Consider the following 12,867-nt stretch of genomic DNA (forward strand, 5'->3'; position numbering starts at 1 on the left):
GCCTAGCCGAGCGGCCCCCCGACCGCTTGGCCCGTCGTCTTCGCGCACCAACGCACGACGTCTGCCCAGGAGATCCCATGCCTGCCATTCCCTCGCTCGGCGGCCTTCGCGGCCGGAGCAACGGCCGCGCCAAGAGCGTCCCCGAACGCCCGCTGCCCGTCCCCCTTTCGGCGTACGTCGTCGACTGCGCGGTGTATGTGGAGGGCAAGCGCCTGCCCGGCCGCTGGACGCACGCCGAGGCCATCAAAGAGGTGCGCAAGCGGCACGCCGGGTTCGTCTGGATCGGGCTGCACGAGCCCGACGCGGTCCAGATCCAGGGCATCGCGGAGACCTTCGGCCTGCACGAGCTCGCCGTCGAGGACGCGCTCGAAGCACACCAGCGGCCCAAGCTGGAGCGCTACGACGACACGCTGTTCATGGTGCTGAAGACCGTCCGGTACGTCGAGCACGAGTCGCCCGCGACGGCGAACGAGATCGTCGAGACCGGTGAGCTGATGGCCTTCCTCGGCCGCGACTTCGTGATCACCGTGCGGCACGGGAACCACTCGGGGCTCGCGAGGCTGCGCCGCGAACTCGACCAGGACCCGGAGCGGCTCGACCTCGGGCCGTCCGCGGTGCTGCACGCGATCGCGGACCACGTCGTCGACCACTACCTCGACGTCACCACCGCGATCGAGTCGGACATCGACGAGATGGAGACGCACGTCTTCGCGCCGCGCTCCAAGGTGAGCGCCGAACAGATCTACTTCATGAAGCGCGAGGTGCTGGAGCTGCGCCGCGCGGTCATGCCGCTCGGCACTCCGCTGCAGCGTCTCGCGGAGGGCTACACGCGGCTGATCCCGGACGAGGTCCGCTCCTACTTCCGCGACGTCTCCGACCACTTGACGACCGTTTCGGAGCGGGTCTCGAACTTCGACGAGCTGCTGACCACCCTGGTGGACGCCACACTGGCGAAGATCACGCTCCAGCAGAACACCGACATGCGCAAGATCACCGCGTGGGCGGCGATCATCGCGGTGCCGACGGCGCTGGCCGGCATCTACGGGATGAACTTCGACTACATGCCGGAGCTGCATTGGCGGTTCGGCTACCCGGTGGCGATGACGGTCATCTTCGGCGTCTGCATCCTGCTCTACCGAATATTCAGGAAGAACCGCTGGCTCTGATCTTTCTTCCCCTTCGGTAGTTCTGGAGTTCCCTCATGCCAAGGATCCTGACCAACCTCAAGTTCTGGGCGCTGGCCTTCTGCGTCGTCTGGCTCGGCATCGTCGTCGCGATCATCGCGAAGGACCCCGCGTTCGCGCACGGCCCGAAGTAGCGTCCCCGGGCTTACCCTGGAGCGTATGAAAGCGCTGGTGGTCGCGGACGAGGTCGAAGAGCGGCTGTGGACGTCCGCCGTCCGCAACCACCCGGCCGACCTCGTGATCGGCGCCGGCGACCTGCCGTACGACTACCTCGAGTTCCTGGCGGGCGCGCTCGACGTACCGTGCGTGTTCGTCCCCGGCAACCACGACCCCGACCTGTCCGGCTACACCCGCTACGGCGGACTGTCCATGAAGGACGGTTTCCCCACGGTGTGGCCCGGGCCGGCGGGCGGGGTGAACGCGGACGGCCGGATCGTCGACGTCGGCGGGCTCCGGTTCGCCGGGCTCGGCGGCTCGGTCCGCTACAACGACGGCCCCAACCAGTGGACGCAACGTCAGCAGGCGCGGCGTGCCCGAGGGCTGGTGCGCCGGGCCCGGCTCCGCCGTTGGCGGGACGGGCGGGACGTCGACGTCCTGCTCACGCACGCGCCGCCGCGGCACTGCGGCGACCGGGAGGATCCGCCGCACCGCGGGTTCGACTGTCTCCATCGCACGATCGAGTTGTTGCGGCCGAAATGGTTGCTGCACGGGCACATCCACCCGCACGGTGAACCCGTGCCGGACCGGGTGGTCGGCGGCACCACGGTACGCAATGTGGTCGGGCACCGGATCATGGAGTTCCTATGAAGGACACCGGTTTTCCCCGTGCGGACGCGGAACACGACTTCCTCCGCGCGCGACGGCGTCAGGTGTTGTCGCGGCTGGCGAACTGGCTGCGCCGCGAGCCCGACGACGTCAACATCATGCTGCCGTTCCACGAGGTGGTCGACGCGCTCGGCTATCTCGGCGAGCGGAAGATCGGGGCTCGGGTGATCCGGCTCGACTCGATCGTCGGCAGCGTCGACCGCGGCCGTGACTTCGACCGCCGCTTCCGCCCGACGTCCGGGCGGGTGCGCGAACGCTGGGAACGGCTGGCGCTCGCCACCCGGCGCGGCGAGTCGATCCCGCCGATCGAGGTGTACCGCGTCGGCGAACTGCATTTCATCATCGACGGGCACCATCGCGTCTCCGTGGCGCACGCGATGCGACTGTCCACAATAGAGGCCATGGTCACCGAGGTGCGGACCAAACTGGACCCGAGCGGGATCCGGTACCGCGGCGACCTGATCGTCAAGGACTACCGGCGGCTGTTCCTGGAGCGGGTCCCGCTTTCGGGGCCTGCGCGGGCTTCGGTGGTGTTCACCGATCCGTGGGACTACGCGCGGCTCGGCGAGCACGTGGAGGCGTGGGGTTTCCGGCTGATGCAGGACGAAGGGGCGTACTCGGACCGGGCGACGCTGGCGCAACGGTGGTTCGACGAGGAGTTCGTGCCGGTGGTGGCGATGCTGCGGCAGGCGGACCTGATCGGCGCGCGGACGGACGCCGAGGCGTATCTGTGGGTGGCGTGCGAACGGTACCGGCTGATCCGGACGCACCGGTGGGACGACGAGGTCTTCGAGGCCGTGCGGTCACAGTCCCGCTGACGGGTCCCTCAAGTGTCATGAAAGGGTCGTTCAGGACATTACTTGTCCTGAACGACCCTTTCATGACATCCGGCGGCGGGTTCCGCACAACCACGCCGCGCGAAGGACGCGTTCCCCTCATGCCACGCGGGGAAAGTCCCCTTGACACCCCTCCCCGTGCTAGGAAAGGACCGTTCCTGGCAAATTTTGCAAGGAACGGTCCTTTCCTAGCGTTTGAGGGACCTACATGTGCACAGCCACCGGCGTAGCGTCCGAAGCGCCTTCGGGAGCCTTCGCCGGAGCACCCGACCGCAGCAGCAGCCCGCAGATCACCGCACCGATCACGAAGATCCACCCGCCCCACACGAAAGCGGTCGTGTAACTGTGGACGGCGGCTTCGGCCGCGAGCTGCGGCGTCGGCACCTTCCCGGCCACGAACGACGTCGCCGCGTTACCGGCCAGCGTGCTCAGCAGCGCGGTCCCGATAGAGCCGCCGACCTGCTGCGCGGTGTTGACCGCCGCCGACGCGACACCGGCGTCGTGCGTGTCGACGCCGAAGGTAGCGACGCTCATCGCGGGCGCCATCGCGAGGCCGATGCCGACGCCCATGACCATCAGCGGGAACAGCACCCCGCCGGCGTACGTGCTGGTGACGTCGATGGCCGAGAGCCAGAACAGCCCCGCCCCCGCGATCAGCATTCCCAACGACACCAACGGTTTCGCGCCGAACTTCGGCAGCAGCACGGCCGTCGCCGAGGTCGCGCTGGCCATCAGGGTGGCCACCATCGGCAGGAACGCGACCCCGCTCTGCACCGGCGTGAACCCGAGGTTCAGCTGGATGTAGAAGGTGAGGAACAGGAAGATCGAGAACATCCCGATGGCGAGCAGGAACATCGCGAGGTACGAGCCGCCGCGGTCGCGGTCGAGCAGTACGCGCAGCGGCAGGAGCGGATGCGAAACCCGTTGCTGGATCGCCACGAAAGCGGCCAGCAGCACGACACCGGCGGCGAGGAAACCCCACACCGAGATCGAGGACCACGAGTCGCGCTCGGCGTTCGCGAAGCCGTAGACGAGTGCGAAGAGACCGGCCGACGCGGTGATCGTGCCGGGGATGTCGAGCTTCGGGCGCGGGCCGTCGGTCTCGGAGTTCTTCAGCAGCACGGCCGAACCGGCGAACGCGATCACCGCGAAGATGATGTTGACGTACATCGACCAGCGCCAGTCGAGGTACTCGGTCAGCACACCGCCGAGCAGCAGGCCGATCGCCGCGCCGCCACCACCGATGGCGCCGAAGACACCGAACGCCTTACCGCGCTCCTTCGGATCGGTGAAGGTCGTGGTCAGCAGCGAAAGAGCCGCCGGAGCGAGAAGCGCGCCGAAGATACCCTGTGCCGCACGGGCGACGAGCAGCATTTCGATGCTGCCCGCGGCGCCGCCGATCGCGGACACGATGGCGAAGCCGGCGAGCCCGACGAGGAACGCGCGTTTGCGGCCGAAGAGATCCGCGAGCCGCCCGCCCAGCAGGAGCAGGCTGCCGAACGCGAGCGCGTAGGCGGTGACGACCCATTGGCGGGCGTCGTTCGAGAATCCGAGGTCCTGCTGCGCCGACGGGAGCGCGATGTTCACGACGGTGGCGTCGAGCACCACCATCAGCTGGGCGAGACCGATCATCACCAGGATCAGCCATCTCCTGGCGTGGTGCGGGTTGGCGTGCTGCGCGGCCGCGTCCCCCGACGGCGTGGCGACAGCGGTGGATGAGTCAGGCATACGGGCGGTTTCCTCACCGATAGTGACGAAGAAGCTATGTGGAGTAGGTATCTCCCCTTTCCGCGCCCAAGGTACACAAGAAGTGGAGAAGTGTCCTCTACTTCGTTTGTTAAGCTGGACGAATGGCTCGGGATCTCGCTCCCGCCGCACCGGCGCGGCCGCTGCGGCGCGATGCTGAACTCAATCGGCAACGCATCATCGCGGCGGCACGCGACGTCTTCGGCGAGCGCGGGCTCGAAGCGACACTCGACGACGTCGCGCATCACGCCGGCGTCGGCGTCGGCACCGTCTATCGCCGCTTCCCCAGCAAGGAACACCTGGTCGAGGCGATGTTCGTCGACCAGTTCGAGACGATCCGCGAGTTCGCCGAAGAAGCGCTTCGCGCCGAAGACCCGTGGGAGGGCTTCGCGGACTTCACCTGGCGCGCGGCCGAACTGCACGCCGGTGACCGCGGGTTACGGGAAGTCATGCTGTCGAACGTCTTCGGCCAGGAGCGCGTCGCCGAGGCGAAATCGCGCATGGTGCCGTTGATCACACAACTCGTCGAACGCGCTCAGACGGCGGGCGTCCTGCGCGCGGACATCGTGCCCACGGACATGCCGCTGCTGCACCAGATGATCGGCTCCGTCATCGAGTTCACGCATGGTATCCAGCCGGACCTGTGGCGCCGGTGCCTCGCGATGCTGCTGGACGGCCTGCGCGCCGAGCCCGGCCGCGCGACCCCGCTGCCGCATCCGCCGCTGGACTTCGAGGCCTTGGACGAGGCGATGTGCTCTTTCCGGCTGCCCAAGCTGCGCTCTTGACCCGCGTTTAGTCCTCTGGATTCGTCAGGGGAGCTTCGGGAACACGGCGGCGGCGACCTCCCGTGCCGCCGCGCAGGTGGCGTCCTCCGCCGCCCCGTCGACACCGACCACGGAAAGCGCGGCCTGCTCGACCCGGTCCGGGGTGCCCGGGATCGGCCGGTGCGTGGTCACCTGGCAGAACGCCCCGGAAGTGGCGACCTGGACCTGCCGCCCGCCCAGCGCCTCCGTCGCGCCCGGTGTGGTGTCCGCGCCGACCGACAGCGAGAAGCTGACCTTGCCGCGGATGCAGCTGTGCCCGGACAATGCCGGCGCCGGTTTGGTCTCCGCTCCGGCGGCGGCGTCGAGTTCGTGCTGGTCGAGCAGGGCGCACGGGGCGACCCGGCCCCACGAGCGCTGGTCCAGGTTCAGCCGCCCGACCTTGCGCGCGGCGATCACCCCGGCCACGCTGCCGACCGTCGCGTCGGCGGTCCGGCAGCGGTCGGCCTGATCGGCCGGGGCCTTGTCGTCGGAGGTGACGGCGATGGACAGCCGGATCCCGTCGGCGAAGGTGAGCAGCCGCGTGCAGGTGGTGTCCTCGTTGAACGTCGACCGCTGGACGCTGAGCCCCTCCGGCAACGGCCCGGCGTATTCGTACGGCTGATTGTTCGGATCCTGCCCGGAGGCGATCGGGCCGGTGGTCACGGTGTAGCGATTGGCACCCTCGACGAATTCGAGGCGGCAGAACTCGAAAGAGGTCAACGGCGGTTTGACCGCGTTTCCGCCGCCGATCACTTTCCGCTGGTCGACAAGGCTGCAGTAATCGAGCGACGAGTATTCGCCGAGCGCTTCGGCAGCGGTCAAGGCCTCGTCGCCCGCCGTGGCCGGCGAAGGCGTCACCGCCGGTTCCGGCGTGGCGCAGGCCGTGGCGAGGAACAGGCCGCAGAGTACCGCGCTCAGTCTCTTCGGGGGCACCGGAGCAGTATCGTCAAAAGATCCGGGAACACCACCCCCTACGGGCGAAGAACACAGGGCTCGCCCCGTTTCCCCAGGTGGGTCCTTTACCTCGATTTCACGCCCTTAGGGGTGCGTTTCGTTCCGCGGTGGGATGCGGCCGGGCCGCCGCGCGACGAAAATGGGTTTCACACACACAGAGTGATGACAGAGAGGGAAGACCCGTGACGAACCCCGTAGCCGCCCGCTTGACCCGACCGCGCCAGGGCCGCATGATCGGCGGCGTCTGCGCCGGTATCGCCAAACGTTTCGGCACCACGCCGGGCAAGGTCCGCCTGCTCGCCGTGCTGTCCTGCCTGCTGCCCGGACCGCAGTTCATCGTCTACCTCGTGCTGTGGCTCGCCCTGCCCGAGAGCGAGTACTGATCCCGGACCTCAGGCGTTGGGATCGAAGGGGATGCCCGCCGGTTTGGCCTTGCCGAGGTTGTATTCGAACGAGCCGTCCTTGATCGCCAGGCTCGCGCTGCCGAAGTCGGCGCGGACGAGCGTGTCGCGGATACCGGGCGGGAATCGGTCCCAGCTGACGAGATCCGGGTACTGCCAGGCGTTGTAATGATTCTCCGGCGGCTCGGTCGCGCTCGCGATGCGGAAGCAGTGGGTGCTCGCGCCGTCCTTGTGATAGACGATCTTCGGGTGGGTTCCCTCCCAGGAGACCTTCGAGCGGTCGTAAGTCGAGTAGTTACCGTGCGCGGACGTCGAGACGTACCGGGCCTGGCCCTCGTTGACCCAGACGACGACGTGTTCGATGTCGTGCCGGTGCCCGCAGCAGTCGATGCCAGGGACGGCTTGGTCCTTCTCGAAGTACAGGTCGTACAGGTGGGCGCACCAGCCGTTGTTGCACTTCGATCGCGCGTAGGAGTTGGTGTTGTCGAGGTCGGACTGGTCACGGCACTGACCATTGAGGGCTCCGGAGTTCTTGAGTCCGGTGGCCACCGCGCCGGTGGGTGAGATCGCGGGCGTCGGATAGCAGCCGTCGGTGTCGTAATCGAACGCCGGCTGCCAGGTGCTGTCGGCCTCGGTCGCGTTCGACGGCAGTGCCTGTGGGGGTTCGGCCCAAGCGACGGCCGGGGCGAGCGTGGTGATGAGGACCGCTCCGACCAGGCCCTGCAGGAGACGGCGTGACAGCTTCTTCGACAAGGCGCGCGCCCTTCTCTAGGTACCCGGAGGATTCCCGATCACCTCATGTGACGTAAACCGCCGAAGGTGGGGAAGCGCGTGAAGGCCCCCTTCCCTCGGCTGAGCCGAGGGAAGGGGGCCTTCACACGCTACAAGGACGAGCTAGTCGGTGTAGGTCAGGTTCTTGCCGCTGGCCCCGTCGAACAGCTTGATCTTGTCCGCGTCGAACCACAGCTCGACGTTCTGGTTCTCCGCGGCCGAAGACGCCGCCGAGAGGCGGGCGACGATCTGCGACTCGGCGCCCGGAACGTCCGCGGATCCGCTGTCGGCGGCGAGATCCGCGAGGTCGGACGACGCCGCGGCCTCACCTTCGACGGAGAAGTGCGCGAACTTCTCCGAACCCATCGACTCGAGGACGTCGACATGGGCGGTGAACGTCGCACCCTGACGGGCGGCGGCGTCCACCAGCGCGGCGTCCTCGAAATGCTCCGGCCGGATACCGACGATCACCTCACGCGGCGCGCCGGCGGCTTCGGCCAGTTGCCGCACCCGGTCGGTGAGCGGGATGTCGCCCAGCGCGCTGCGGGCCGTCCCGTTCTCCAGCGTGGCAGGCACGAAGTTCATCGACGGGCTGCCGATGAACCCGGCCACGAACAGGTTCGCCGGGTTGTCGTAGAGGAACTGCGGCGACCCGACCTGCTGCACGTAGCCCGCCCGGAGCACGACGACCCGGTCGCCGAGGGTCATCGCCTCGGTCTGGTCGTGCGTGACGTAGAGCGTCGTCGTGCCCAGCTGTTTCTGGATCTTCGACACCGAGGTCCGCATCTGGCCGCGGAGCTTGGCGTCCAAGTTGGACAGTGGCTCGTCCATCAGGAACGCCTTGGGGTTGCGGACGATCGCGCGGCCCATCGCGACACGCTGCCGCTGCCCGCCGGACAGGTTCGCCGGCTTGCGGTCGAGATGCCCGGTCAGATCGAGGATCTGCGCCGCCTCCTCGACCTTGGCCCGCACCGTCCGGTCGTCGACCTTGGCCAGCCGCAACGGGAACGCCATGTTCTCCCGCACGCTCATATGCGGGTACAGCGCGTAGGACTGGAACACCATCGCGATGTCACGGTCCTTGGGCGCCTTCTCGTTGACGCGCTGGCCGTCGATGCGCAGTTCGCCGGAGGAGATGTCCTCCAGGCCCGCGACCATGTTCAGGGTCGTGGATTTGCCGCAGCCGGACGGGCCGACCAGGATGATGAACTCACCGTCGGCGATCGTGATGTCCACTTCGGACACCGCGAGGGCGCCGTCGGGGTACTTCTTGGACACCTTGTCGAGCACAATTTCAGCCATGGGTCAGCCCTTCACCGCACCGGACGTCAGCCCCGCCACGATGCGACGCTGGAAGAACAACACGAACAGGATGATCGGGACGGTGATCACCACGGCGGCCGCGGAGATCGTCCCGGTGGGGTCTTCGAACTGCGAAGACCCGGTGAAGAACGACAACGCCGCCGGGACCGTCCGCGAGGCCTCGGTCGAGGTCAGCGAGATCGCGAACAGGAAGTCGTTCCAGCAGAAGATGAACACCAGGATCGCGGTGGTGAACACCCCCGGTGCCGCCAGGGGCGCGATCACCTTCCGGAACGCCTGCGCCGGGGTCGCGCCGTCCATCTTCGCCGCCTTTTCCAGCTCCCACGGGATTTCCCGGAAGAACGCGGAAAGCGTGTAGATCGACAGCGGCAGCGCGAACGTGATGTAGGGCAGGATCAGCCCCGGCCAGGTGTCGAACAACCCCAGCTCACGTTCGATGTTGAACAGCGGCGTCACCAGCGAGACCTGCGGGAACATCGCGATCAGCAGTGACATCCCGACCAGCACCTGCTTGCCGGGGAAGTCCAGCCGCGCGATCGCGTACGCCGCCATCGTGCCGAGGACGACCGCGATCACCGTCGCGATGATCGCGATGCCGATCGAGTTCACCAGCGCTCTGATGAACTCCGTGGTCTCGAAGATGTCCGCGTAGTTCTGCCACGTCCATTCCGACGGGATGAAGTTCCCGTCGTCCAAGGTTTCCTTGGTCTTGAACGAAAGCGAGACCACCCAGAGCACCGGGAACAGCGCGAACACCAGGACCAGGATGTCGACGAGACCCCATTTGACTTTGCGGCCGGGAGTGACCGCTCCACCGATGGCCATCAGCGCTTACCCCCATTGTCACTGCCGGGTGCGGCCGTGCCGAACACCTTGATGAAGATGAACGCGATGATCGCCACCGTGATGAAGATCAGCACCGCCATCGTCGACCCGATCCCGAGGTTCAACCCCTTGACCAGGTTGTTGTAGGTCTGCATCGACACCGACGACGTGTCCTGTGCCCCGTTCGTGAGCACGAAGATGTTGTCGAAGATGCGGAACGCGTCCAGGGTGCGGAACAGCAGCGCCACCAGGATCGCCGGCTTCATCACCGGCAGCATCACCTTCGTGAACCGCTGCCACGCCGTGGCTCCGTCCATCGACGCGGCCTTCAGCAGGTCGTCCGGCACCAGCGCCAGCCCCGCCATCAGCAGCAGCGCCATGAACGGCGTCGTCTTCCACACCTCGGCGAGCACGATGATCGCCAGCGAAGGCCAGTATTCGGTCAGCGGCGCACTGTCCGGGAAGAACAGGTTGGCCAGATAGCCCGTGTCCGGCGTCCAGGCGTAGTACCAGGAGAACGCGGCGACCACGGTCACGATGCCGTACGGGATCAGGGCGACCGTCCGCACGAGGCCCCTGCCGACGAGCGTCCGGTGCATGATCAGCGCCAGGCCCATGCCCAGCACGAACTCGATCGCCACCGAAACGATGGTCAACCCCATCGTCGTCCCGAACGCCGTCCACCAGTATCCGTTGGACAGCACCGCGATGTAGTTGTCGAGGCCGACGAACTCCTGCTGCGCCGGGAACCTGAGGTCGTAGCGCTGCAACGAGAGCCAGATCGAGTAGATGATCGGGTACCCGGTGACCGCGATCATCACGATCGCCGCCGGGGCGCACAGCCACAGCCCGAGCCTGCGCTCGGCCTTCTTTCCTTCGCTGAGAACGGGTTTCGCCTTCTTACCCGGTTTGCCGGCGGTCGCCGGACCGGCGGTCTCCTGCACGGTCACGGGATCACTCCCTTCGACTGGAGCGCGTCGGCGAGCTGTTCCTTCAGCTTCTCCGCCGTCTTCTGCGGATCGATTTCAGAAGGCGGGGAAAGCACCTTCGACAACACTGTCGAAGCGTTCTGGTACGCCGGGGTCAGCGGACGGACCGCCGCGTCCTTGAGCGCGTCCAGGATCGTCTCCCGCATCGGGTACTTCGTGTCCATGCTCGGGTTGTCGTCGCTCACGCCCGCCGTCGCGTCGAGGGGGACCGTGTCGGTGTAGAGCGATTCGATCGTCGGCGGGACACCGTCCTTGAGCGCGGAGAACTTCTGGTTCTTCTCGTTGCGCAGGCACAGCGCGGCCTCGTAGGCCTCGGCCTTGTGCTTCGAAGTCGAGCTGACCGCCAGGTTGTAGCCACCGATCGTGGTCTTGGCGGGCTTACCCGCTTCGAACTGCGGATAGGTGGTCCACTTGAAATGCTTCAGCTCGTCCTTCTTCTCCTTGGCGTAGGAGGCGTAGACGAACGGCCAGTTCAATTCGAAGGCGGCGTTGCCGCGCTGGAAGGACTGGCGGACCTCGTCCTCCTTCGAGTTGGTCAGCGACGGGTCGGTGATCCCGGCCGTGGTGACCTTCTTGAGCATCTCCAGCGCCTTGATCGCGCCCGCGTCCATCACGACCGATTTACCGTCGTCGGAAAGGATCTTGCCGCCCGCGGACTCGACGAGCGTGTTGTAGATGACGACGAGGCCCTCGTACTGCGCACCGGTGAACACGACGTTCGCCGGTTTGCCCTGCGCCTTGAGCGCCTTCGACTGCTCGATCATCTCGTCCCAGGTCTTCGGCGGCGTCGGCGTCAGCCGGTCGTCGTACCAGAGCAACTGGACGTTGGTGTTCTTGGTCGCCGCGTAGAGTTTTCCGTTCCACGTAGCGGTTTCGAGCGGCCCTGGCAGGACACCCGCGGTCGCCTCGGCCTTGGCCTCGCCCGTCCACTCGTCGACCCAGCCCGCCTCGGCGAACTCCGAGACCCACGTGACGTCCAGCCCCAGTACGTCGAGCGAATCGTCCCCGGCGGCCAGGCGGCGCACCATCTGTTCCCGCTGGCCGTCGGCCGGTCGCGGGAGCTTGTTGTAGACGACCTCGTAGCGCCCGCCCGAGGCCTTGGTGCAATCGTCCACAACGGACTGGAAATTGTCCTCGGGCGCGTAGTAGACGTTGATCTTCAGGCCGGCATCCGAACCGCAGCCCGCCAGCAGGCCGACCGTCAGCGCTGTCGCGCCGAGTAGCGAGCCGGTGCGGCCTGGTGAGCGGCCCCTCCGGCTCGCGCTCATCCTCTTCCCCATGAGGCCTCCTCACCCGCGCACACCGGGGAACGGCGGCACTAGGACGCGTTGAAGAAGCCCGCGCGCCAGCACCCCGACGTGCTAGTGCTCGGGCGGACACGCTGGAGTACATGACCGCCCGACTGGTGTTGTGCAACCTATTCCGGGCGATCACCGCCCGCAAGCAGTATCGGTAACGATTCAGCGGACTGCACGACGAACAGGTGAACGAGTACCGCCGAATGTCAGTGGCCCGCCCGCGTCAGCGGGTGGGGCGGCCGCCCAGCGCGAGCTGGGCGAGCAGCTCACGGCCCTGTTCGGCCGAACGCGGCTGACAGAGCACGTCGTAACGGCCTGCGACCAATTGGCTCGCGGAGGAGAAGTCGCGGCGGGACATGCTGTAGCTGATCGCCGCGAAGACCGTCCACGCCAGGATGCCGAGCACGAGCCCGCCGATCATGGGCTGCCAGGCGAAACCCTGGTTGTTGAACATGCCCAGCAGCAGCCCGATGATCAGGCCGAACCACGCGCCCGACACCGCGCCGGTGCCCAGCACGCGACCCCAGCTCAGCCTGCCGACGACGCGCTCGACGAGCATCAGGTCGACACCGACGATGGTCACGTCGGTGACCCCGAACTCCTTCTCCGCGAGGAAGCCGACAGCTTGCTGGGCTTCCCCGTACGTCGCGTAGGAACCGATCGGCCAGCCGGAAGGCGGTGTCGGCAGCCTGGGCAGCCCACCCGCGGCCCGGCCGCTTCCGCCAAAGGGAGCACTCACGTAATCACCTCTCGCCCGTCCTGGTCCATCTTCTCAAGGACGGGCGAAAGGCGCGAACGTTCAGGAGCGGGACTTGTACTCGCGAAGCAGGCCGCGGCTGATGATGGTCTTCTGGATCTCGCTGGTGCCTTCGCCGATGAGCAGGAACGGCGCCTCGCGCATGAGGCGCTCGA

Annotated in this window: 14 protein-coding genes; 5 read left to right on the forward strand and 9 right to left on the reverse strand. The window is 67.1% G+C overall.

The genetic code is table 11. From position 1 onward, the window contains the following. Positions 1–77 precede the first annotated feature (77 nt). From corA to ACIBTM_RS42795, 3 genes are all read left to right on the forward strand, one after another. Positions 78–1,166 carry a magnesium/cobalt transporter CorA gene (corA, locus tag ACIBTM_RS42785; protein WP_395882849.1) on the forward strand — a complete coding sequence of 363 codons (1,089 nt, stop codon included), beginning with the start codon at positions 78–80 and terminating at the stop codon, positions 1,164–1,166. A gap of 177 nt (positions 1,167–1,343) precedes the next feature. Continuing rightward, positions 1,344–1,991 carry a metallophosphoesterase gene (locus ACIBTM_RS42790; RefSeq protein WP_395882850.1) on the forward strand — a complete coding sequence of 216 codons (648 nt, stop codon included), beginning with the start codon at positions 1,344–1,346 and terminating at the stop codon, positions 1,989–1,991. After that, positions 1,988–2,827 (forward strand): chromosome partitioning protein ParB, encoded by an 840-nt coding sequence (locus ACIBTM_RS42795; protein ID WP_395882851.1) that lies wholly within the window; start codon positions 1,988–1,990, stop codon positions 2,825–2,827. The genes ACIBTM_RS42790 and ACIBTM_RS42795 overlap by 4 nt, the downstream gene beginning before the upstream one ends. Positions 2,828–3,049: 222 nt before the next feature. Here ACIBTM_RS42795 and ACIBTM_RS42800 read toward each other — a convergent pair whose 3' ends face one another. After that, positions 3,050–4,573, reverse strand: coding sequence for an MFS transporter (locus tag ACIBTM_RS42800; RefSeq protein ID WP_395882852.1), 1,524 nt, complete (start codon positions 4,571–4,573; stop codon positions 3,050–3,052). 122 nt (positions 4,574–4,695) lie between these two features. On the opposite strand from ACIBTM_RS42800, the gene ACIBTM_RS42805 reads away from it, so the two are divergent. Further along, complete coding sequence (locus tag ACIBTM_RS42805) at positions 4,696–5,376, forward strand: TetR/AcrR family transcriptional regulator (RefSeq protein WP_395882853.1); 681 nt, start codon at positions 4,696–4,698, stop codon at positions 5,374–5,376. A gap of 24 nt (positions 5,377–5,400) precedes the next feature. Here the strand turns inward: ACIBTM_RS42805 and ACIBTM_RS42810 are convergent, their stop codons facing one another. Then, positions 5,401–6,327, reverse strand: coding sequence for a hypothetical protein (locus tag ACIBTM_RS42810; protein WP_395882854.1), 927 nt, complete (start codon positions 6,325–6,327; stop codon positions 5,401–5,403). 203 nt (positions 6,328–6,530) lie between these two features. Between ACIBTM_RS42810 and ACIBTM_RS42815 the strand changes: the two genes are divergently transcribed. Beyond that, the gene (locus ACIBTM_RS42815; RefSeq protein WP_063774594.1) at positions 6,531–6,731 is read left to right on the forward strand and encodes a PspC domain-containing protein; all 201 of its coding nucleotides are present in this window, start codon (positions 6,531–6,533) and stop codon (positions 6,729–6,731) included. Between the two features lie 9 nt (positions 6,732–6,740). On the opposite strand, the gene ACIBTM_RS42820 is transcribed toward ACIBTM_RS42815, so the two are convergent. The 7 genes from ACIBTM_RS42820 to ACIBTM_RS42850 form a co-directional block, all read right to left on the reverse strand. Continuing rightward, positions 6,741–7,502, reverse strand: coding sequence for an NPP1 family protein (locus ACIBTM_RS42820; RefSeq protein ID WP_395882855.1), 762 nt, complete (start codon positions 7,500–7,502; stop codon positions 6,741–6,743). A 141-nt stretch (positions 7,503–7,643) separates the two neighbouring features. Continuing rightward, positions 7,644–8,822, reverse strand: a complete 1,179-nt coding sequence (locus tag ACIBTM_RS42825) for an ABC transporter ATP-binding protein (protein ID WP_395882856.1) — start codon at positions 8,820–8,822, stop codon at positions 7,644–7,646. Positions 8,823–8,825: 3 nt separating this feature from the next. Next, the gene (locus ACIBTM_RS42830; protein WP_395882857.1) at positions 8,826–9,668 is read right to left on the reverse strand and encodes a carbohydrate ABC transporter permease; all 843 of its coding nucleotides are present in this window, start codon (positions 9,666–9,668) and stop codon (positions 8,826–8,828) included. Continuing rightward, complete coding sequence (locus ACIBTM_RS42835) at positions 9,668–10,618, reverse strand: carbohydrate ABC transporter permease (protein ID WP_395882858.1); 951 nt, start codon at positions 10,616–10,618, stop codon at positions 9,668–9,670. The genes ACIBTM_RS42830 and ACIBTM_RS42835 overlap by 1 nt, the downstream gene beginning before the upstream one ends. Continuing rightward, entirely contained in the window at positions 10,615–11,937 is a 1,323-nt protein-coding gene (locus tag ACIBTM_RS42840; protein WP_395882859.1) for an ABC transporter substrate-binding protein, read from the reverse strand. The genes ACIBTM_RS42835 and ACIBTM_RS42840 overlap by 4 nt, the downstream gene beginning before the upstream one ends. A gap of 241 nt (positions 11,938–12,178) precedes the next feature. Then, positions 12,179–12,694, reverse strand: a complete 516-nt coding sequence (locus ACIBTM_RS42845) for a general stress protein (RefSeq protein ID WP_395882860.1) — start codon at positions 12,692–12,694, stop codon at positions 12,179–12,181. A 60-nt stretch (positions 12,695–12,754) separates the two neighbouring features. Continuing rightward, positions 12,755–12,867, reverse strand: a 113-nt coding sequence (locus ACIBTM_RS42850; protein ID WP_395882869.1) for an acyl-CoA dehydrogenase family protein, incomplete at its 5' end; no start/stop codon positions are given.

It is taken from the genome of Amycolatopsis sp. NPDC049868 (genome assembly GCF_044461365.1).
Taxonomy (GTDB): domain Bacteria; phylum Actinomycetota; class Actinomycetes; order Mycobacteriales; family Pseudonocardiaceae; genus Amycolatopsis.